This is a genomic window from Paenibacillus sp. FSL R7-0302 (genome assembly GCF_038006885.1).
GTDB lineage: Bacteria > Bacillota > Bacilli > Paenibacillales > Paenibacillaceae > Paenibacillus_AQ.
This window is the reverse complement of record NZ_JBBOWB010000001.1, coordinates 1,184,581-1,207,782: the sequence shown is the minus strand read 5'-3', so window position 1 is coordinate 1,207,782 and position 23,202 is coordinate 1,184,581. Positions and strand designations below refer to the sequence as shown.

General features: G+C 44.2%; 16 protein-coding genes. 3 read left to right on the top strand and 13 right to left on the bottom strand.

The window, feature by feature from the left end; genetic code table 11:
* Positions 1-88 precede the first annotated feature (88 nt).
* The 4 genes from MKY96_RS05260 to MKY96_RS05245 all read right to left on the bottom strand — a co-directional run bounded on the left by MKY96_RS05260 (position 89) and on the right by MKY96_RS05245 (position 3,954).
* Positions 89-1,678 (bottom strand): ABC transporter substrate-binding protein, encoded by a 1,590-nt coding sequence (locus tag MKY96_RS05260; RefSeq protein WP_340938979.1) that lies wholly within the window; start codon positions 1,676-1,678, stop codon positions 89-91.
* Between the two features lie 48 nt (positions 1,679-1,726).
* Positions 1,727-2,611, bottom strand: coding sequence for a carbohydrate ABC transporter permease (locus MKY96_RS05255; protein WP_340938978.1), 885 nt, complete (start codon positions 2,609-2,611; stop codon positions 1,727-1,729).
* 14 nt (positions 2,612-2,625) lie between these two features.
* On the bottom strand, positions 2,626-3,615 hold the full coding sequence (locus tag MKY96_RS05250; RefSeq protein WP_445671418.1) for an ABC transporter permease: 990 nt from the start codon (positions 3,613-3,615) through the stop codon (positions 2,626-2,628).
* A gap of 87 nt (positions 3,616-3,702) precedes the next feature.
* The gene (locus MKY96_RS05245; RefSeq protein WP_340938977.1) at positions 3,703-3,954 is read right to left on the bottom strand and encodes a hypothetical protein; all 252 of its coding nucleotides are present in this window, start codon (positions 3,952-3,954) and stop codon (positions 3,703-3,705) included.
* Between the two features lie 97 nt (positions 3,955-4,051).
* On the opposite strand from MKY96_RS05245, the gene MKY96_RS05240 reads away from it, so the two are divergent.
* A complete protein-coding gene (locus MKY96_RS05240; protein ID WP_340938975.1) occupies positions 4,052-5,089 on the top strand; it encodes a LacI family DNA-binding transcriptional regulator in 1,038 nt (345 codons plus the stop codon).
* A 116-nt stretch (positions 5,090-5,205) separates the two neighbouring features.
* Here the strand turns inward: MKY96_RS05240 and MKY96_RS05235 are convergent, their stop codons facing one another.
* The 7 genes from MKY96_RS05235 to MKY96_RS05205 form a co-directional block, all read right to left on the bottom strand.
* On the bottom strand, positions 5,206-6,234 hold the full coding sequence (locus MKY96_RS05235; protein WP_340938974.1) for an SGNH/GDSL hydrolase family protein: 1,029 nt from the start codon (positions 6,232-6,234) through the stop codon (positions 5,206-5,208).
* 88 nt (positions 6,235-6,322) lie between these two features.
* Entirely contained in the window at positions 6,323-7,957 is a 1,635-nt protein-coding gene (locus MKY96_RS05230) for a hypothetical protein (protein ID WP_340938973.1), read from the bottom strand.
* 58 nt (positions 7,958-8,015) lie between these two features.
* On the bottom strand, positions 8,016-10,922 hold the full coding sequence (locus tag MKY96_RS05225) for an alpha-mannosidase (RefSeq protein WP_340938972.1): 2,907 nt from the start codon (positions 10,920-10,922) through the stop codon (positions 8,016-8,018).
* Between the two features lie 156 nt (positions 10,923-11,078).
* Complete coding sequence (locus MKY96_RS05220) at positions 11,079-12,701, bottom strand: extracellular solute-binding protein (protein ID WP_340938971.1); 1,623 nt, start codon at positions 12,699-12,701, stop codon at positions 11,079-11,081.
* A gap of 30 nt (positions 12,702-12,731) precedes the next feature.
* Positions 12,732-13,628 carry a carbohydrate ABC transporter permease gene (locus MKY96_RS05215; RefSeq protein ID WP_340938970.1) on the bottom strand — a complete coding sequence of 299 codons (897 nt, stop codon included), beginning with the start codon at positions 13,626-13,628 and terminating at the stop codon, positions 12,732-12,734.
* 11 nt (positions 13,629-13,639) lie between these two features.
* Entirely contained in the window at positions 13,640-14,554 is a 915-nt protein-coding gene (locus MKY96_RS05210; protein WP_340938968.1) for an ABC transporter permease, read from the bottom strand.
* A gap of 274 nt (positions 14,555-14,828) precedes the next feature.
* Positions 14,829-15,677 carry an AraC family transcriptional regulator gene (locus MKY96_RS05205; protein ID WP_340938967.1) on the bottom strand — a complete coding sequence of 283 codons (849 nt, stop codon included), beginning with the start codon at positions 15,675-15,677 and terminating at the stop codon, positions 14,829-14,831.
* A 154-nt stretch (positions 15,678-15,831) separates the two neighbouring features.
* Here MKY96_RS05205 and MKY96_RS05200 point away from each other — a divergent pair, with 154 nt between their 5' ends.
* Together MKY96_RS05200 and MKY96_RS05195 are read left to right on the top strand one after the other, a co-directional pair.
* A complete protein-coding gene (locus tag MKY96_RS05200; protein ID WP_340938966.1) occupies positions 15,832-16,773 on the top strand; it encodes an MTP-1 family protein in 942 nt (313 codons plus the stop codon).
* A gap of 343 nt (positions 16,774-17,116) precedes the next feature.
* Entirely contained in the window at positions 17,117-18,166 is a 1,050-nt protein-coding gene (locus MKY96_RS05195; protein ID WP_340938965.1) for a LacI family DNA-binding transcriptional regulator, read from the top strand.
* 568 nt (positions 18,167-18,734) lie between these two features.
* On the opposite strand, the gene MKY96_RS05190 is transcribed toward MKY96_RS05195, so the two are convergent.
* Both MKY96_RS05190 and MKY96_RS05185 read right to left on the bottom strand, forming a co-directional pair.
* On the bottom strand, positions 18,735-21,275 hold the full coding sequence (locus tag MKY96_RS05190) for an HD domain-containing protein (protein ID WP_340938964.1): 2,541 nt from the start codon (positions 21,273-21,275) through the stop codon (positions 18,735-18,737).
* Positions 21,276-21,587: 312 nt separating this feature from the next.
* Positions 21,588-23,189: a patatin-like phospholipase family protein gene (locus MKY96_RS05185; RefSeq protein ID WP_340938963.1), complete on the bottom strand. Its 1,602-nt coding sequence runs from the start codon at positions 23,187-23,189 to the stop codon at positions 21,588-21,590.
* Positions 23,190-23,202 lie beyond the last annotated feature (13 nt).

Below are 23,202 nucleotides of genomic sequence, written 5' to 3'. Positions count from 1 at the left end.
TCCCACTCCTCCAGAATAATAATAGTCGGAGCATGGCCTGCTATAGCATGAACTCACACTCCGACGGTATGCATTATAATGTAACTGGCTATTTCCCCGCTCTGTCGTAACCTGTTTGTTTGATTTTCAGCCAATCCTGCATGCCAAGACGATCAAGCTCTTTGATGAATGCGTCCCACTCTTTGTCCACGTTCGCGCCTTGCATCCATTCCGTACGCTTCTTCAGAATATATGGCCACAGGTCGGCTTCGGTTTGGGTCAGGCGCTCTGATTCCTCTTTGGAGAAAAACACTCTCGGATATATATGCTCAGCTTTCATATCCGGCACATAGATCTTCTTCAAAATATCAATGCGATAGGCCGCATCGTCCGGCATCGTCGTTACCTTACCGTAATAGGAATCGAGAATAGCTAACGGTCCGCCAGCGCTCGTTTTGACGCGCAGCTCGTTCGGTGAAGCACCGTTCAGCGGCAAGTGCTTCAGCATTTTAGTAGCTTCGTCCATTTCAAAAATATTCTGTTGCGTTTCGTCGCCATAAGTTCCCCAATTGTTCTGTACAGACTGGGACGGATCATACATTGCGTCTATCCATTTAATCGTCGCTTCGATGTTCTTGTTATCGGCTGTGATTACCATTCTGCCGCGGTCAAATCCCATACCGTTCGCACGGGCTACATTCTTCCAGCCGTTCGGCCCTTCCAGTGCCGGCATCGGTTCAAACGGACTGTCCATGCCGCTCACATTCGCCTTGTCCCAGGTGAAGTACAAGCCGTAGCGATCATCTTTTGCTTTGGCTATAAATTTGTTCCAGTCTTGGGTAATGAATTCCGGATCGATCAGACCCGCTGCGTACAGCTCCTGAAAGTACTTCATGCCTTCCTTATAGCCCGGCGCCAATACGGCATTGTTCACCTTGCCGTCATTGTCGACCAGCGTTAGATCCCCGTTAAAGCCAGCTCCGAAGGAACCGAGAAGGAAACTTAAATCCTCGTTGGCCCCGTCATCATTAATAAAAGAAACCGGAATCTCGTCGGCTTTGCCATTGCCATTCGGATCCTTCGTTTTGAACGCGATCAACACTTGTTTCAGTTCCTCCGTCGTCTTTGGCATTTGCAGGCCAAGCTTATCCAGCCATGCCTTGTTAATCCATGGAATATTGTTGACAGAGTGAATACTCTCCTTGCCTTCACCAAGCTCCTCAATCCAAGGGAATGCGAGGATGTGCCCGTCCGGTGAAGTCATCATACCTTTGTATTGGGGTGCCTGTTCCAGCACCTTACTGAGGTTCGGCATTTTCTCAGGCGTAATGTATTCCTCGACAGGAATGATTGTGCCGTCATTGGCCAATTTCAACAAATCGAAATCACTGAGGCCGGCGTTGAAAAGCGCATCCGGAAGCTCACCTGTGGCCAAAGCGAGATTCCGCTTCTCGACGTACACATCTTCCGAATAGACTTTCCAGTCGATATGAATGCCGGTCTTTTCTTCCAGGCGTTTGAAGATCAGCTTCTCATTCGGGTCTTGAGGAGCAAGCGGCGAGTTCGGCGTCATGAAGGTTAGGGTTTGATCACCGGAATTCCCCTTTTCTTTGTCGCCTTCTTTATCGCTGCTGCATCCCGTAATTGCCATAACAGCCCCCAGGGAAATAATGGATACTGTTTTCTTAAAATGTTTCATACTAATTCTCCCCTTTTAAATGTCTTCATTTATATAACTGTAGGCTCTCTACTTGAGGGAACCGACCATGACACCTTTTTCGAAGTATTTCTGGAAGAAAGGATACATTACAAGAAGCGGAAGACTGGAGACTACGATGGCCGCATACTTCATCAATTCGGACAATCGTGCTAACTCAGCCTGTTCCTTAATTGAAGAGACAATATTCGGATCAACCTTGTTCAGAATCAGAATACGCCGAAGTACGAGCTGTAGCGGATATTTATCTTGATTCTCCAAGTAGATCAGAGATTGAAAGAAATCATTCCAGTGACCAACGAAAGCATATAACGCAAGGACAAACACGATAGGCTTGGAGAGCGGAATGATAATGCTAAAGAAGATTGTGAAATCTGAGGCACCGTCAATCTTAGCCGCTTCGTTCATTTCCTTTGGCAAGCCCCGGAAGAACGTACGGGCCAGAATAATGTTCCAGACACTCACTGCACCCGGGATCACGAGCGCCCAGATGGTATCAAGCATGCCCAGACTCTTCACCACGAGATAAGTCGGGATCAGACCCCCGCCAAAGAACATGGTGATAATGAAAAGCGTCATAATTATTTTTCTTCCGACGAAGTCGTCGAGCGCCAATGGATATCCTGCAAAGACGCAGACAGAAACCGTTATCACTGTGAAAACGGAGGAATATAGCAACGCGTTCAGAAATCCACCAATGATTTTGTCATCCGATAAAATCATTCTATATCCCTCAAGGCTATAATCTGAGAAGTCGAAGGATAACCCCTTATTCAGAAGTGCCGTCGGTTCCATGAACGAAGCCACGACCATATAAATCAGCGGACCAATAATCGCTACAACGAGGAGAACCAGCAGGGTGAAGATAACACCGAGCACGACCTTGTCCATCTTAGTTGGTTTAATACTGTCCATGATGATCTCCTTTCCTATACAATTCCATCGCCATCGTTAACCCGTTTCACGATAAAATTCACCGTAAACAGCATAATGAGGTTAATGACGGTATTAAACAATTCCACGGCAGCGGAGAACGAATAGTTCGCCTGCTGGAAGCCGATCCGATAGACATAAGTACTGATTACATCCGATTTCTCCATGTTCATTTCGTTCCACATCAGAATGGCTTTGTCACCGCCACCGGCCATAATGCCGCCTGCCGCGAGAATGATCATGATCGCAATAACCGGCCTGATGGTTGGTATATCAATATGCCTTATACGCTGAAGCAGGCTTGCACCGTCAAGTGTCGCCGCATTATGCAGCTCCGGATCCACATTGGCCAATGCAGCCACATATATAATGGACGACCATCCAGCCCCCTGCCAGATTCCGGAGAGGATGTACATCGGACGGAAATATTCCGGTTCTGACATGAACGAGAGCGGCATTCCGCCAAAGGCCACAACTAATTTATTTACCGGGCCTGTTGGAGAGAATAAGACAAAGAGCATACCCACAACAACAACAACAGAAATGAAGTTCGGCGCATATAAGAACAATTGAATGTTCTTTTTCATCGCGGCCTTGCGTACCTGATTCAACATTAATGCCAGAATAATCGGCACCGGGAATCCCAGCAACAGACCGTAAATGTTCAACTGAAGGGTATTGAATAACAATTGCTCAAAATTGGGTGCATTAAAGAATCGTTCGAAGTGATGAAACCCAACCCAGTCACTCCCCAAAATACCTTTGCGAAAGCTGTAGTCTTTAAAAGCGATCAGAACACCATACATAGGGAGATATTTAAAAATAATAGTCAATACGACTGCCGGAAGGACAAAAAGGTAAAGCCAATAGTTGTTCTTGATATACCTGAGTTTCTCCATAAGTCCTGTGCGATTCCTAGCTTCCGGTCTTTTATTTTGTGTGATTCCAGAAGTTTGTTGCAACTTCTCCTCCCCCTCAATACTCATTTGCAAAACATAAATGTGATTTTGGATACTTCTCGCGCGAAAGTAAGTGCTTCCATAAGTCACTGTCAACAGCTTAGCAAATTCAATTTACAACATCACGATTACTTCGTCAAGACTTTTTACGACTACAAAAGTAAACATATGCACACTTAAAAAGCACTCTTTCATTTTAATAACGTAAAATTCATTAATTTCCCTGCTTAAAACAACGAAATAATAGTTTTCTATTCCGAAAAAGCCATAACGAGGTGAATGCACACCATCCACCTTCTTTGTGCATTTGTTTACTTTTGCACAAAATGTAAACCTTAACACTCGTTCTTTTTCCTTTTTCTCCATTTGTTCATTTGTAACAATTAAGTTGACAATTACATTATTTTATACTACGATTATTTTGGTCGAGAACGCACTACTTCTGCTAAAGGAGCCATTCTCTTTGAACAAAGAAAAAGTAACCATTCAAGATATAGCCGATTCGCTTGGACTATCTAGGAATACTGTATCCAAAGCATTAAATAATAATCCTTCTATACCGGATGAGACACGCAGCAAAGTGGTCAGAAAAGCTATTGATATGAATTACAAGCAGTTCGCCTTGTTCGAACAAGAAGTCACACCTGCCAAAAAAACCGGCAATATCGCCCTGCTTACAGCAAATATGCCGAACAATTCACATTTTGGCACATCACTGCTAAGCGGTCTCGAACAAAAAATCAGCTCCGAAGGCTTTAATTTGTCGATACATATCGTTCGAGAGAATGAACTCGATTCGTCGGCTCTTCCTGTCAATTTCGACAAAAGTAAAGTAGATGGCATTGTCTGTATCGAATTGTTCGACAAGAGCTACTCGGAGTTTATTACGTCATTTGAGATCCCGACATTATTCATTGACGCTTCAGCAGAGCTGACGTTTTCTGAGATGAAGGCAGATCTGCTGCTGATGGAGAACATTCACAGTTCTTTCAGTATAACGAAGAAGCTCATTGATGAAGGAATTACGGAGATCGGGTTTATCGGCGATTCCCGCCACTGCATGAGCTTCAACGAGCGTTGGGACGGGTTCACCAAAGCCATGTATGCCGCCCGGATTGATCTTGATGAATCCTTCTGCATTCTCGAAGACGACCGGCGCATCGCTGACTATAAGTGGCTTAAGCAGCGACTAGCCAGCATGACTAATCTTCCGCCTGCGTTCGTATGCGCCAATGACTACATCGCGATTAATGTCATTCGTATCTTAAAGGACCTTAATATTCAAATTCCTGGTGAGGTTAAGGTCTGCGGATTCGATAATTCCCCGGAGTCGCGAATCGTGGAACCCCACTTGACCACCGTTCATATCCACCGGTCCGAAATGGGCTTTCTTGCGGCCGAGATGCTTCTGTCCAAAATCGAAAATCCCGGTAGACCTCCGCTGGTTACGCATGTGAAGACGATGCCGCTTTTCCGTCAATCGACGGGTCATGAGGAGTAGAGTGTAGAACCATGCCGTGGACTGCGCGTTGGCAGAAGTTGATTGTTGCGCGTGTCGCGAAGCTTACAATAAGGAACCCTTTCAGCAAACGTTATGCTGAAAGGGTTCCTTGTTTTTTATTTCATGCAGCAATTATCCGTAGCAATCAACGGACGCTTAAGCAATTCCCATCCGGTCTTGGCGGATATAAAAGAGGCAAGCTCCCACCCCATCCGGTAATGCGTCTGATAGCCGGGATGGTAACGGCCTCCCCAGCCTTCTACCTCTGGATGAATCAGCCCTAAATCAACCAAGAATATTTTTCCGTTTCCAGTTTGATTACAATAAGCCACGACCTTATCTACACTGGCCAGATAGTTGTTGTTCATGGTTCCAACACAGCAAAAAACATAGGGATCATTGTATTGATCCAGGATAACCTGAATGAATTTTAAATAAGCGGCTATATACTTCTCATCATCAATTGGCGTTGAATAATCGTTTTGACCCAAATTAATGATAATTCCATCAGGAATATATCTGGAGAAGTCCCATGGCGCCGTCTCTTTGCCAAGGGTCCCGAAAAAATGCTCCGGCAATCCATGCTTATTCCCTACCGCATCCTGCCAAACGCCAATGCCGCAAATGGCCATCGTATGATATTCCGCGTTCAACATTCTGGCACTGATCCCGGCATAGGACATATAGCCGTCGTCAAGATGCGGGGCTTCAGCGAGCTCATGCGGATGACCGATCCCTGCTCCATCTGTAATGGAATCCCCAAAGTATTCAAGCCGGATAGGTTTGGCCGCAGGCGGGGCAAGGAAGCTTCCGCCGTCAGGAAGAGAAAAATGATGAAAAGCGATGTTTCCGGTCAAAATCCCTGTCCGCTTGTGAATTTCCAAAGTATGCTCACCATCCGGGAGTCCCTGTTCGATTATGTATGCATGAACCCCCTTCTTCAGATTAATCCAATTACGGGCGATCCCGTCCAATACGATTTCAACGTAATCCTGGCCGCCGGAATCCTCCGCTGTCATAGAGATGGCCGTACCCCGGAAGGCAAGATGAACAGCACTGTTGACCCATCCGCATATCGGATTCCCTTTGTCCGTTAGATCAAATCGCCCCATCAGCCTGGTGTACTTGGTAAAGTCAAAATCCAAAGTAACTCCTCCCCTAAAGGACTCCTCCGGAAAACCTACAGCACTTCCGGAAGAGTCCTTATTCAGTTAATGCATATGACCAGGCTCGCTATTGACCAGTCTTCCCCTGAACCGGAGTAAGCCCTAGCTCCGGATTCCCCAGATCAAGTTTATACATGATTTGATTATAGTTATACCGTGGTGTCGCGACATGATTCGTGAACGTATTCGTATAAGTCCCCTCGAAGTAGATTACCCGGCCGCCATACTTATTGAAGTTCTTATGCTGGGCAACGTTATAGAAAGTATAATTATCGTGCGTAACGATCTTTTTGGCATTAGTCCATGGACCTTGAGGCGCCGGAGCTTCCGCGTACCAGATTTCTCCGAGCACCGATGTCTTCCCCTGCAGCTGCTGCCCGATCATCACATAACGCTGCCGGTAAGCGTTCCATTCGACGGAGCTTGAGGAGATTTGAACCTCTTCGCCGGTATCGGCATCCTTCAATTGATAGTATTGCAGGTCGGACGCTTGGATCACGCCTAAATGGATCAGCTCCTTCTCTTGATCCTGCTTAAGCGGCGGAGTATTCTTTTTCCACCCCCATACAAGCTGGCCGTTTGCGTCGCGTTCCAACGACGTTTGAGCTCCGTTGTACGTCGTTCCCGGTGTTAAAGCTGTAAACGATTCATATTGAGTATAGTCGATGATAGCGTCATAGCTTGCGGGAACGCGCAAATTCGGCATCCGGTGTTCGGTAAAGAGCCAATACCCCAGGCCGTTCTCCTCATAATAGGTCGCCTGGCCGCCCGGATGACGCCAATCGTCTATGGAAGGGAACTGGACGACCTGCTCGAATTCCTTAATATTGTCATTAAAAGCAAGAATGCCGAAAGCATTGAGTCCGGGATTGTGAGTACTATATCCGGCGAGCAGGCGTTCATGTCCTGTACTGTCCTTGGCAGTCATCAAACCGAACACCCAAGCTATGCCGGCACCGTCTGGCAGCTGCGGCACCAGGCTTTTGACGAAACCGTCCGGTGAAGTGAAATAGTCCAGATTCACACCAGCATCAGGATCCAATCCGCCGTTTTGCAGCAGCTGAGAAGTTGCTCCCGTCACCCGGAAGTTCCCCAGCGGATACGCCGGTCTGTCGGTGTCGCCCCAGAACCAGTACAGCTTATCGTTGTACGTGATCGTCTGTACGGAATCCTGTCCCATGACCAGACCGTTTATCAGAGGCTCCTGAATCGGCGCCCCCAGACCAAGGAGCATACTGTCTCGATAAATGCCTTGACCCGTAATCCGGTACAGCCGTTCAGCGATGTTGACCCGGTTCATCTCGATTGTAATCGTGCCCCCGGACGTAATCTGCACAGCCTGCCCGCGATTGCCAAACATATCGGCGGGGATATCATAACCGTGGCTCGACAGATGGAAAAAGACCGACTGATCCATCAATCCGGGTTCACTGAACGCCACTACACCAGCACTATCCGTGTAATACAGAATGTTGTTCGTCGTCTTCAGCTCAACCAGCGGAATGCCCCGGCCCGTCTCGGCATCCACGATCTTGATCTTGAACGGCTCCTGGACCCCTTTCTTTGTGCTGCTCAGATTTTGCCGGGCGCCGCTTTCATCCGCCTGCGCTGCAAACGCGCCGCCCGGCGCCGTCATCATCAGCAGCAGCAGCAGCACAAGGCAAGTCCATATTCCCGCACTTTTCCACTGTTTCATTGTCATTTTGTTGGCCTCCCGATCTTAGTCAATTGGATAGAATGAAATCCCCTGTTTATTCATATCACGCCTTGCGTAGCGCCAATCGAAGGGTCTTCACCCCGAACGGACGAAGCCTAAGCATAACTTCTCCGCCTTCGTGCGGCACTTCTGCAATCTTCTCCTCCAGCATATTGGTTTCACTAACCTCCGCCACGGACAGCCCGATGTGAAGCTTGCAGACTACAGAGGCCCCTTTACTCTCGTACAGACGCACCACCCAATCACCCGATCCGTCTTCGGCAAGCTTGACCGTCTCCGCAATCACATTGGCTTGATCAATGCAGAGTACAGAGTGTGTCCCGCCCCCTCCTCCAGGCACAAGGCTGACAGGATAGTTCAGCTCATATGCTTCGCGCACGACAGGACTATCAAGAAACGCACCGTTCCAGAACGTAAATGCATAAGTAAAATGATGCACCCCTTGATCGGACGTTTCATCCGGCCAGGTCGGAGCCCGAAGCAGCGTCAGGCTCATCGTGTTATCATTGACGGAAATGCCGTATTTGCAGTCGTTCAGCAGTGCGAAGCCGCGGTTGGCCTCAGCAAGGGCAGACCACTTATGCTGAACCACTTCGTAACGATCCGCATCATGCGGACGCGAAGCATGATTCGGCCTCTTGACGTGACCGAACTGAATTTCCTGCAGGGACTCGTTCGTATGAATGCGAACCGGGAAATCGACTTTCAGCAGCTTATTCTTCTCGCGCCACTGAATCGTTGTATGGAACTCCACCCGGCGGCTGCCCGCAAGCAACCGGATATCCTGAATCATAGTCGAATGATTCAATTCCCGCTCCACCCGAATATTCGCGAAGAGCGGTCCATTCGCAGTAACGGAAATCTTGGCGTTGGCGTTTAGCTCAACGGGTGCCAAGCGGTAGCGCCGGTCAATCTCCCAGGCATCGAAATCCGAATTTTGATCCCGGTACATCCGCATGACATTACAGCAGTCTGCTGCCCATTCCGTACCGGTCTCCTTATCGACAACCCGTGTAATCTCACCCTTTTCGTTAATTCCAAGGTCAATCCATTCATTCTCCATATGCGATTCACTTGCAAAGACTGTGGACAGAACAGGAACGGCCGGAACTTCCGGTTCAGTCTTGTAGGTGGACCAGCCCATGGAAGGAGCCTCCAGCTGGACATAGCTGACTCCTTCGTGCAATTGCACTGGTAGAACGGCTCCATTGCTATTCGCAATTCCGTGAACGCCATTAGGTAGTGCAACCAGTTCCTGTCTTCTCCAGGACAGCGAGTTAAATACGGTAACACTGGATGACTCGCCGTCCGTGATGGCATCTCTTGCTTCAGACGCCATGTTGTACATGTCCTTATTCAATTCCATCAGCTCAAGCTGCGCCTCTTCATGGACGCGGTGGATAGACGAGCCTGGCAGAATATCGTGGAATTGGTGCAGCAGCAATACCTTCCACAGACGGTCCATCTCCCCGTACGGATAGACCCGGCTGTTCAAGTGATCCGCTGCAGCCCCCCACAACTCCGCCTCACGGAAGCCAATTTCCGCCTTCCTGTTCAGCTTTTTGATGACCGCTTGTGTTGTATACGTCCCCCGGTGAGCGGGGTAATAGAGCTCTCCCACATACTTGGCATCAGGGATGCCCTTTTCGATCTGATCCCGGAAAAATTCGATTGGCGAGCCGTGCTTCGTCTTGGGAACGCCCTCCAAATTGCCGAGCCTGCGCATAAACTCAAGATCGTCCCGGCTCGAGCCTCCGCCTCCGTCGCCATGCCCGAACTGCGTGAGCCGTGTAGAAATCCCTTCAAGCTGGACGCGGTCTTTCCACTGATTGATCAAGAATGACGGACTGATCCGAATCGGGTAGTAATCCCCATAGTTAAGCAGATGCGACAAGATTTGCGAACCGTCGATCCCTTCCCACAGAAACGTATTATGCGGGAACGGATCTGCCACATTATCATAAGTACCGAACAATTTAACGGTACCGAAATACTTTATCCCGCAACCCTTCATGATTTGCGGCAGGTTCCCGGAATAGCCGAACACGTCAGGCAGCCACAGCATTTCATTGTCTACGCCGAATTCTTCCTTGAAGAAGCGTTTGCCGTGCATCGCCTGGCGGATCAGGCTTTCGCCGCCAGTAAGATTCGTATCAGGCTCTATCCACATGGAGCCTTCGGGAATGATTCTGCCTTCCTTCACCGCTTGTTTGATCCGCGTATACAGTTCTGGATACAGCCTCTTGACCAACTGGAACAAATAGGGCTGGCTCTGCATGTAGGTATATTCCGGATATTCATCCATGAGCGCAAGCTGATTGGACAGGGTCCGTGCAATCTTACGCTTCGTCTCGGCAATCGGCCACAGCCAGGCCACATCCAGGTGGGACTGTCCCATAAGGTACAGGGTAGGCGCCGTAGAACCGTTGACACAGGATAAAAGCGGTTTCATGATCTCCCTGCACTCTTTTACGTTCTCTCCCAGCAATTCCTGACGCAGGGTTAGGTCCAACGCCGCAAATACCTGGGTCAGACAACGGTCTATCTCCGCAACGCGGAGAGATTTGACATCAAGATGATTGCGAAGATCATACAGGCATTCCAAATCAATGAAAAACTGGTACACCTCCTCTTCAAAAATACAGAGCTGTGACTCTCCGAACACCGGCTGGGAATTGGAATGGCCGGCGTACGCCTCTGCGACAATCTCGAATGGTTCGCCGCTTTTTGCCGAACGGGTTAAGGTTATATAATGATGGTTAAGATCCTTTGCGCCACTCACGATGCCGTCAACATACACCGTCGCTTCGGATCCAAAATCAAGCATGGCCACCAGCCGTTTGCCTTCGGCCTCCTTAGGGACGATAATCGTGGAGCGGAACCAGCCGTACCCCCAATTCTCCCCCCACTGTTGTCCCCTGGGAATGCTCTGGAACGGTTGTTCATCCATTTCATGAATGAACAGCTGTTCCTTTGTCGTAAAACCTGAAAACTCTATTGAAGAAACCTTTGTAATCATAAATTGATTTCTTTTATTCAGAAGCTTTTCGACATGGAATAAAATCTCCTTTTTCTCATTCAAAGCTCTTCTCACATCCTAGTTATCTTAATTTGCTGTTACTCTTTGCGCAGCATCGTTATAAATTTTCAGAGCTTCATCAATGGCGCCCATTTCTTGGACCTTATCTATGAATTCCTGCCAATCATCGAAGCTGCTCTTGCCGGCCACGAATTTAGCCTGTTCTTCCGTAACAAACGTTTTAACCGGGTTCATAATCTCCGAGATCCGTTGGTTCTCATCGCCTGTGAGCTGAATCGAAGGTTCGCTCAGCCAGGAAGGAACGTATTCGTTCTCAGGCATGGGTAAGCTTGTCAGGAAGGGCGACTTCTCAATCGGCACCTCTTCATACTTGCCGTTGAACACGGTATAGTCTGTCGCGGCAAAATCTACAAACGCTCTTGCATCACTAACCATTTGCAGGCCAGGATTATGATTCCGGCTTGCCCGCATGCCATATTTATCACCTTCCAGCCATGGATCTTTGGCATTTTTCAACGAGTCTACAAAGGTCGGAATACCATTCTCCCCCATCGTATAGGTCGTGCCCTCAATTCCCCAGGTGATGAGTCTGATCATGTCCTCCGAATATTGATAATCAATGAATTTGATCAACTCCTCGGGGTTTTTCACTTTTGAACTTAGGCCATAAGCTGCCCAGCCCAAATCAGGAGTATTGCCATTCACCACTTCCTGCCAGGCTTTCCCGTACTTCGGATTGTCAGGATACAGGGAAACTGCAAAAATCTTGCCATCGTTGGCCGTTCTTGTGTATTCCGCCGGAGTGGTGAACCACTGCGTCAGCCACATGAGGTTGTCGCCGTTCAGCGCCTTTCTTTTCAGCGTATCATCTGTATCAATCGTATACTCCGGATCTAACAGCTTATCCGCATACAGCTTATTTGCAAATTGGAGCGCATCTTTAAACCCTTCTTCCAGAACCCCATATACATATTTCTCACCGTTCCAGAAAATTTCATCCTTGATATGGTTCGCAGAGAACAGCGATCTCAGGCTATTCCATTTGGTTGCGACGGGATATTTGTCGGGATAGAGTTTTTTAAGACTTTTGGCTGCCTCATAAAATTCATCAAGCGTCTTTGGAATTTCGATATGATTCGCTTTGAACACGTCATAGCGGTAAGAGGACGTATTCTGAATGAGCATGCCGCGATCCTCAGGGAACCTCGGAGTGGAAGTTTCCATAAAGGTATACATCTCGCCGTCAGCATTCGTTACCCGCGTCATTCCATTTTTCACCTTGCTAATGTAGTTCATATAATTCGGCATTAACTCTTTATATTGGGCTAATTCGAGGAGCTGGCCCTGAGCAGCCATTTCACTCGTATCATAAAATAACGGCGTCACGAAGAAGTCTGTCAGGTCGTCGCTCGCAATCATGAGTTTGACCTTCTCGTCATACTCGGAAGACGGAATATAGTTATAATCAATCTCCACCTTTTTACCCATGTATGCTTCCATACGTTTGTGCCATTCCTTGCCTACGAGACTATTCGGATTATCCACACCATACGTAGGCAGAGTCACCGAAAAGCGCATCACTTCCTGATTCCCACCATCAGTGGCAGAATTTTTGGATTCATTCGAACATCCTGAAACAATCATCAGTGCGGCCAACCCGAGGACAAGTATTTTCGCCAGCTTGTTCATTTCATTCCCCCCTAATTTGTACGATAAATCTCAGCCTTTGACGGAGCCTACGAATAATCCCTTGGTGAAATGCTTCTGAAAGAAGGGATATATGCACATAATCGGAAACATGGTTATAATAATGACACTCATTCGTACCGCCTTCGGATCAAGTGTTTCTCCCGGGGCATTGACAGCAACAGCACCGCCTCCTACCCGGCCTTGAATCGCAGTCGTATCCAAAGTGAACAGATAGTTTCTTAATACCATCTGCAAAGGGTACTTATCCTGATCCCGCAAGTATATCAGGGCTTCGAACCAGCTGTTCCAGCTTCCGACCAGACCGAACAGAGCAAAGGTTGCAAAAAGCGCTTTCGACAACGGGAGTATAATTCTGAATAGGACCACTAAATCATTCGCCCCGTCGATATAAGCAGAGTCCTTCAGCTCAGAAGGGATATTTAGAAAGAAGGTACGAAATAAAAATACGTTATAAGCGCTGATTGCGCCCGGGAGAATCATGACCCATACCGTGTCTAACAGGTTCAGACTGCGCATAAGCAGATAGGTCGGAATCAAACCGCCGCCGAAAAACATCGTTATCATAAGGAAGAAGGTCAAAAATTTCTTACCTGCAAATCCAGGGATCGTGAGCGGGTACGCCATCATTGCCGTAAAAAACAGCATGATCCCCGTCGAGCCTGTCGCATAAATAATTGAGTTCAGATACCCTTTAAAAATGTACGGATCATGAAATACCGTCGTGTAGGCTTCCAGATTAAATCCCTTAGGCCAAATCGTTACGCTCCCGGAAGAGATGTAACTTGCACCGCTTAGCGATGTCGCGACAATGTGCAGAATCGGATACAGTACAACAACCAGAATCAACAGCATGATCACAACATTTATTACATCGAAAGCTCTGGAGCCTAAGCTATCCCTTTTCAACTTCCCACCACCTAGAACAGACTTGTCTCTGACACTTTGCGGCTAATCCAATTGGCCAAGTAAAGAACAATAAAGGAAATAAGCGACATAAACATTCCGATTGCTGTGGTGTACTCATATTGCGCACCCAGTATACCTTGACGATAAACATAAGACCCAATGACATCCGCTACTTCATATGTCTCAGGGGAATAGAGCAGAATGATCTTCTGAAAATCACTCCCAAGAACTCCTCCTACGGCGAAAATCAGCAAAATGATTGTGGTCGGCTTGAGCGAGGGCCATGTAATGTGCACAACCTTCTTCCACCGGCCTGCCCCGTCTACTTCAGCCACATCATAAAGCGTTGGATCTATTCCGCTTAATGCGGCAAGGTAGATGATCGTGCCGAACCCGACGCCTTGCCATATACCGGAGGAAATGAAGATGGACCGGAAAAAATCCGACTCCAGAAGAAACATAACCGGCTCTCCGCCGAAAAAGGCGACAATATTATTAAACAAGCCGTCTCTTGCCGTAAATTCCTTCAGCATTCCCGCAACAATGACGACGGAAATAAAATGCGGGAAATAAGATACCGTCTGAACCATCTTCTTAAATCTTTTATTCCTTAGTTCATTGAACAGCAGAGCCAATATAATCGGCGCCGGAAACGACCAGAATAAAGTATACAAACCAAGAAGCAACGTGTTCTTCAACACTCTAAACGCCATGGGATCATTAAAAAAAGAAAGGAAATACTTGAATCCCACCCACTCGCTCCCCCATATCCCCTTAGAAGCGTTAAAATCCTTGAAAGCGATTAGAATTCCGTACATCGGAAAATAATGAAAAATTAACAGCGTCAGGAAGCCGGGAAGCACCATAAGGTAGAGATAGCGGTGCCTGATCATTCTGGCTATGAACCTGTTATTACTTGTCTTCACATTAACGCCTCCTGACTGTCAACGTGTTGTAGTCTGATACGGCTGGTACTAGGCTCACAGACACCTGAACTCCACGATTCAGCCGTTTGCAAGCGCATTCATTTTCACCTCCAGATCAGAACCCAGTTCGTCGAAACCGGGTTGTTCGTGCTTTCCGTTTCATCAGATTAGACCATCATGATGCCAAATGTTATTATGCTAAATAGAAAATATCACATACCTTTTGATGCGTCAATATATAAAACCTAAACAGAAATAATATTAATTTGGTATACTATCTGTGAATTTTGCCGAATTGCCGGTACCGATGAGGCGTCAAATTATGTCTCCGTTTAAACAAGTCGTAGAAGTAGCTAACATTCTCAAGTCCAATCTCCAAACTGATATCTACGATTTCCATATCCGTATTCAGCAGCAAATTCCCGGCGTAGGAAATCCTTAATTCATTGATATATTGGGTCGGAGACATCCCGAGATGCTCCCTGAACATTCTGCATACGTAAGCATGCGATTTGCCGGACAGCTGAACAAGCGCGGCCGTTCCCCGCGTAAATTGTTCTTTCTTATTCACCTCTTTGCATAGGGCCTTTAACCATTCCGGCTGTCCCGCTAGTTCGAACGGCTCCGCTTCAGCCGTTATATAACGGGAGAACAGGTCGGTCAAGATGGCTCTTACCTCTGCTTTGATAGCCAGCTTCTTCTCCTGCGGGATCAGATTGAGCTGCTCCAGCCGATACCGCACATATTCTTTTTCCGTTTTGGACAGCAAAGCCGACGGCGGCATGGCCGGCTCAAGAAGCCTCCCACTCGGGAATCCCTCTCCCAAAAAAGCAATCATGTCATCCAGAACCTCCCGGTTAAACGACAAATTGATGAACTGGCAATCACTATCTGCCGTCTGCTCATAGCAATGCACATCCCGGTCCCGTATGAACACGAGCGTATTTTCCTGCAACAACTGACGATTGCTGTTAATAACATGCACAACGCTTCCCTTCAGAATGAGAAACAATTCAAAAAAGTCATGACAATGCAAACCGATCGTCTCGCGCACCGAAGCGATCAGCCGGTAATGGGCCTGAATTTCAGAATCAATGCCGTCCGCCGCGAGAAGCTTCAACATTGGCGATATTCCTCCTTGTTCGTAAATGTACTTTGATAAAGACAAGCCTTGCAATGTCAAACCACCATAATACATCCAAAAATGGAGCAAGAATTGGGATATAGCTATCCATTAGGATAGAATTGTTATTGAAGCCTGAAAGGAGATTGCGCAAATGAACTTATTGCAGCTGCGTCAGCAATTTGAAGCAAACAAGCGGATCTATGAAAGCGCTAAGCTTGTCTTCCACGGGGTGGAAGACTTCGATGTCTACAATCCTACGATCCCGTTTGAATGGAACGGCAAGCGCTACATTTATGGACGCCTGGAAAGACGCCAGGAGTGGGCACGGTCTTGGGTTCGCCTGTTCGAGCAGAGCGGTCCGGATGACTGGACAGCCGTGCCGGACACCATGATTTACCAGCTTGAAGACCCTTATATTAGCATCATCCACAAACAACTTGTATTGGGCGGTACACATGTCCGTTATAAGCAGGGGCAGCTTGATACTTTCTACGGGTACTTCTACAAAGGCCGTGATATTCATGATCTCTTCTACTTCACGACCGGTCCGGATTATATGAAAGACATTCGGCTCGTAGAGCTTCAGGATGGCAGAATCGGCGTCTTCTCACGACCACGCGGAGAAGGAATACGCAAGGAATTCGGAAGTGAATCTTTAGTTGGATTCACGATCATCAACAGTCTCGACGACCTGTCTCCGGAGGTTATCGGGAACGCCCCTAACATCCGAGGCCTGTTCCACGAGGATGAGTGGGGGGGCTGCAATCAGGCCTACTTGCTTGAGAGCGGGAAGATCGGCGTCATTGGTCATATCTGTTATGCCGAAAGAGATATATCGACCTATATGAACATGGCTTTCGTATTGGACCCGCAGACGAATCAATTCTCCGGGTTGAGAATCATCGGCACACGTCCATGTTATCCGGAGGGTCCCGCCAAGAAACCGCATCTGACGGACTGCACATTCACCGCCGGCATAGAAATGCGTCCCGACGGCAAGGTCAATCTGTATAGCGGCATCGGCGATTGCGAAGTTGCTCGTATTGTCATCGACTACCCGTTCGAGAAGGAAGGCGCCATTGTTACTCTCTAAATCAAACACTCAAGCGTCGGGCTGCTGGATTTGCCAGCAGCTCTTTGGGTTGTCCGTTAACGGCGTAGCTGACTGCAGTAAAGATGTTATGTTAAGTTAATGAAACAGCATACTTTATTTGACCCCATAGTAATACATACCTGCACAAATTTCAATTATTTTATCTAATAAAGCCCCAATATTACTTAATCCCCGTGAATCCTCTCCTTATTCGATAAAAATTCATCCAAAACACTTTGCAAGTAAGTATACTTTTTGAAACAATGTACGCTATAATTGAGGAAATGTCGATATGAGGTGAACTTACTTGAGTAAGAAGGACTTAACTCTGCCAAAGTACCAGATGGTTAAAGACTATGTCTTATCCCAGATTGAGAATCAGGAATTTACAGAAGAAAACCGGATTCCCAGCGAGTCGGAATTCTCCAAGCTGCTGGAAGTCAGCACTATTACTGTGCGCAAAGCACTGTCAGAGCTGGTAAACGAAGGCGTGATCTACCGTGTCAGGGGTAAGGGGAGCTTCGTCGCCAGTCAAGCGGCCGTCCCGGAAAAGACCTCGAATCTGGTGGCTTTTGTCATTTCCGGCGTCGAACTGTACGATAGCTCGTATATGCAGATCATGAGGGGCATCCAGTCCTTCCTGGGCAAACATGGCTGCAAGCTGATCATTGAATTCGTGGAGAATGATTTCGAGCAGGAGCGTGCACTTGTGCTGGAGCTGATTCGAACAGAACTAAGAGGACTACTCATCTATTCCTCTGATCCCGAAGCAGCAAAGGGCTACCTCGGGGAGATTCGCAAAACAGCAATTCCCTTTGTTATGCTGGATCGCTCGCCTTCCGGCTATCCAGTCAACGTCGTCACTTGTAATAACCACGACGGCGCTTATGAAGCAGTAGAATACTTGATACAGCAAGGTCACCGGCGAATCGGATTTGCAGCTTACGACTATCATCTGAGTCCGGAGATTGACAGATATAACGGTTATCGCAATGCCATGTTGAATGCGTCCATTCCGATATCCGAGTCTCTCTTGTTCCTGGATAAGGACATGGATCACTCTATGCTTACACACCTGATTCAAAGCGGGGAGCTGACCGCTCTTTTCTGCGCCAACGATAAGCGGGCCCTTGAGGTAATAGAGCAGCTGACCGCACTTGATATCCGTATCCCTGAACAGGTATCCCTGATCGGCTTTGACGATTTCGAGAGCTCCAAGTTCGCCAAAGTCGCCTTGAGCACAGTGAAGCAATATTTCGACGTTCTTGGCTATGAGAGTGCCAAACTGCTGTTCGAAATTACCGAAGGCTCGTCCTATGGCAACAAGAAAGTCATGTTGCCTACCAGCCTGGTTATACGTGAGACCACTAAGCCATTCCAAGGTAATGCTTGATTCACCCGGTCCATTCTATCCTGATTATATTGGACCGCAAGCTTTTACCCGCTCTAACTTCCAACCTCCCAGTATCTTGGGTGAAGCCCGGTCTTGGATTATATTATCCTTGTTCCGATTCGTATGTATAAAAAAGACGCATTCAGCAGAATGCGTCTTTCTCTACTACTATATATGCCGAGGACGGGGGTCGAACCCGTACGGTACTCACGTACCGCAGGATTTTAAGTCCTGAAATGGCCTTCTTGGTACCCTTTCTACACCACGGGAAGATCGAGCATAAAGCCTTTAGCCATGCGGGTTTAAGGCTCTTTTTTATGTTCCGTACTCCCTGCGTTCGGAGATTTGAATATGTAGCCATGTTAGCAAAAATGTTAGCAAAATGAAGTGCAAAAGCTTTGCGTTAATACCCTTTGTTAAAAACCGGAAACTTCTCCTATATAAGCATTCTGCCGTTTTTTCACCCCTATTGAACCTCTTCTCTCCACTGACAAAGACTTTTTCGAGTTTTATTACTCCGCATTTGGTTACACCGCGATGCTCAGCAAGAAAAATGTGACTGTACCACTTAGCATAGCATGTTTCTATATTTTTCTTTTAAAAAAGGCGTCTGAGTGGATTTAAACTGCCTTAAGTACTCAATTAAAGTTTCTTTTTGAACCGGATCATTTAATTTCACATACACTCCCAAGCATATAGCCTGATATATCGCGATACAAATGTCATTCTCAATTTCTTTGTTAATATCATCCCTTGAAACATTTGGTACTATTTCATCAATAACAACATTAATTTTAAATTCCTCGAATCTTAAATAATAAAGCATTTTATTTAGCGTAAGTGCTATGGATTTGACGTACACACCTTTAATGTAAAGCTTGAAATCGTAAGAAGTCCTTCTGTTTATCAAATAATATTGTTTGGGTGAATTATCAATTAGCTCCAAAAACACATTATTTCCAGGAAGGTAAAAAATATTAAAGGAGTCAAAGTCAATTAATGTGTGATTGCACGTAGTACCTTGTCCATATTTATATAAAGCACTAAAATCTAATTCATCCATAATAGATTCATGATAAGATAATACCCCTTCTTTTGCTGTGGCTATTTTGTCATCAGGAGCTAAAATCGTAATAAAATCCGTGTTATTTTTTTCGATATAGTGCTTTAATGCCTCATCTAAATCATCAAAAACCTCAATTATTTTATCTAGGCTTTTTCCGTCATCAATAATCGGAATATTTATTACCTTAAGTTCTCCATTACTAACTAGATCCAAAATGTTAACCCCAGATTCTGAGAAGTCAATTATTTCATTGTCAAAGTAGTAGGGAGTACCTTTTAAATTAATATCTTCAAAAGTTGAGTTGAACAAGTAATTTATCGGACTCTTAACTACGAGTTCTCCTGTTATACCCTCTAGAAAGTCCGAAAGATTAATGCCTATATCGTTTACATTAGCGTTTTGTTCAGAAGAGACTAAGTTATTGATAATATCTTTTTTTTCCTCGGAGTTTTTATCTATCAGTTCAATGCCGACTCCATCAGATAGGAAATATAAATTTAGAAACTCTTCTATCTCCGCTATGCCTTTTGGCCATACTTTCATAAATTGATCATATTTAAGAATTATATCTGTACCGAAATGTTTAACATCTTCACTTTCTTTTATTGAAACAAATTCATCTTCTTTTGATAATTCAACTTCATATCTTGTGGAGTTCTCAAAATGCCTTGTCCTAACATTAACAATATCAGATAGCATAAAACCAGCCAAAAAACCAATCCCATAATTACCTATCGGTTTATGTTTTAGACCTTTTAAAAGATAATCATCAGAAGTGTAGTAAGAAGACCCCACATTAAGAAAATATTTTTTAAGTATTTCAATAGTCATACCACTACCATTATCGCTAATAATAACTTGATTTTTGTCACTATCTAATATTACTTTAACTACTGGTTTATATACTTCATCACCAAATTCTCTAACTTTATCTTCAATTTCTTTTCTCGTTTTACATGCATCTATAGAATTCTGTATCAATTCTCGTAATCCATTTTTTCTATGCCCATATATTTGTTCACCCATTAATAGATTTGTAATTTGTCGAAAATCAATAATAAATCTTAGATCTGCAAATGTGTACCCTTCAGATTTAATTTCATTTCGTACATGCGATTTAAAATTCACTACATATTGATTCTCCATTTTACTTGTTATTTTGTTTATATTTTCAATTTCAGAATTAATCCAATCTACATATTTTAGTATTTTCCTATGTATAACTGAATCGTTACATTTACCAAATAACTCAACTATCTTGTAACCTCTTGAAGTATCAACAGTTATCTTGTTAGAATTATCCACACTAAAATGCTGCTTCCATTCCTCTTGACTTACACCCGTTGGTTCTAATGTTTTAAACAAACTTGGAGGAGTTCGTTCACTGTCAAAATCTAATAAATCAGCCAATCTTAAAACCATTGCACAGAACCGTGTATTAATGGTATATATTCCCTTTAAAGAATATGTAGTTAGATTTTTATCTATCCAACTTACATCCTCCGTATGTGCTTGACATATTTTTGAAATCTCCTCAGTAAAATTAGTATTTGGCATTGTTGGAATAATAAGAATCCCCTCAAGCTCATTTTTTATATATTCTGCTGACCGCAATGCATGAACTCTTCGTATATAATCTTGGATGGCTTTTATGTGATCATTGTGAAACTTTTTCAAAAAAGCTTCATAACTATAACTATTATAACTAAGTTCCCCTGTCTTAATTTTTTCAACCTCACTAGTTGTAGCTCCCATACCTATATCATGTAACAACGCTGAACAAATTAAAAAAGTAATCTCAAGATCGGAAAGTAACTCTATGCTTGGTATAATATCGCCCATATAATGTATTATTCTAAGTGAATGATTGATATTATGCAGTGTATAGTCAGGAAAAACTTGTGCTACTCGTGTATCCAATATATCTTTTACTTTGCGATATACATTGACCACAACTGAATACAAATCATCGTTTCGTTCTTTTAAAGCTAATATTAATGCCGGGGGATTAGTCTCAAAGTGCAGTTGGCTTAGTTCTTTCAATTTAGCACCTCTATTCAAAATAGTCATTATAAGTAAATGCCCTGTTATATAAGCTAAACTTAAGAAAGATTATCAGATAATTGATCAAACCCCTGCGGATTAAGGATTTCATTATAATGCAGCAAGCTAGATTCTTAAAGTAATAGTCTTTGTTGTTACTTTTTAAAGCTTATACCATAAGAAATTCACAAAAGTAAAATATAATATTAACGTGCAATACATAAATTAGTCGAAGATAGAATCAACTAATTTATGAACTATCAGCAAATCCATAAATATGAATAGCCGGATTATTCTTCATTCAAATGAATATTACTTTGAAGAACTGATTAAAACCTTCTCATAATATTTATAAGCTTTAAATTGGTAGACCTTATCTTCCATTTTCAAATAGAAAAAAATAGCTATAAGAAATATTGGAATATACAATTGAGCCAATAATAAAAACAAAAAAAGGAGAAAAATCAAAGAGATAATAATTACGAATACAGGAGTATGTAAATCGTTTCCTGAGAATGCCTTAAGGTAAAAAAATAGTGTCGCTATTAAAGCAACTACTAAAGAAGATATCCTAAATCCTATCAATGGTTTCTTTTTCAGTTTCTTTTCAAATAGTTTATGTGGATTCATACGATATTTCTTTCTTTTATGAACCTTTAGACTAGCAGCATTTAGGAATTTCAAATATTTCTCGGGAGGGTTTATTACTGCTTCTTTAAGTGAATCATTTTCAAATTGGTACAGGAAGTTGCTTGTGTGAAATGGCCTTGCAAATATCTCTTCATTACTTACCAATTTCAATTTAGCAATAGACAAACCACTTAACATAAGAGTATTGGCTTCTAGTTTAGTGAATACATCTAAGTCAGTCCTCATTTTTGATATATAATGCTGAGTAAGCTGATTAATATTGTATTTTGTACTTGGCATTTTTCCATTGATGTATTTTGGTATTGTATCAGTAAGCTCTTCTCGAATGTTTATATCTATGACCGAATCAAATCCTTGATTAAGATCCTTTTTAATTTGCTTCTTTTGCTGTTCAAGGAAAATATCGTTTGTGCGAAAAAGCATGCTTGTTATGGAAGAAGACGGTTGGTGTATGTGATCAATATGTAATGAAGCATCGCTAATAATTATATAATTGCATTTCTCTTCTAAAAGAGCGACGACCCCCGAATTATCACTTATTCCACCATCAACAAGTGATAAAACTGAAACATCTAGATCAATTTCAAATGGCGGAAACAACCCTGGAACGCAAGATGAAGATCCAACTGCGTTACCTAAACTCATTTCTTCATAATTAAATTTATATCCTTCAGGATGATGTTTTGTTATTTCATTTGCAATTTCGTAAATATTTGTTATTGCGTCTTCTAAACTGGTGGTAAAGCGACACGGCCGTCCCAAATTAATATTAGTTGAGTTTAGTATAATTTTAGGCAATCCTTGGGAAGCACAAAATTGCTTCATGGTAACTTTTTTCTCACCATTTATTGCGAATTTATTAAAAAAATATTGATCTAATAAATCTGCAAAAACATGACTAGCTTGTTTTTTCCTTAACCCAGCATTGCTTATTACATATTCAATATAAAAGCGATTACGAATACCCTTCTTTACGGTGTTATAAAAATCATTAGAAATACAATCCATAATTTCGACATAGTCATCATTAACTAAATTATCTTTTTTTTCATTTTTCTTTTTTTGTAATGCTAAATAGTAATATGCTCCAATGATAGAACCTCCTGATACAGTAGAAATCACATCTATCTGGGATAACAATCCTGTTCGAGCTAACTCACTTAATACCCCGATGTGGAAAAATGATGCTCGAAACCCACCGCCAGATAGTGCTAGACCTACTTTTTTTTGATTTAAGGTATAGTTAGTTGTTATAGAACTCATACTATATTTCTCT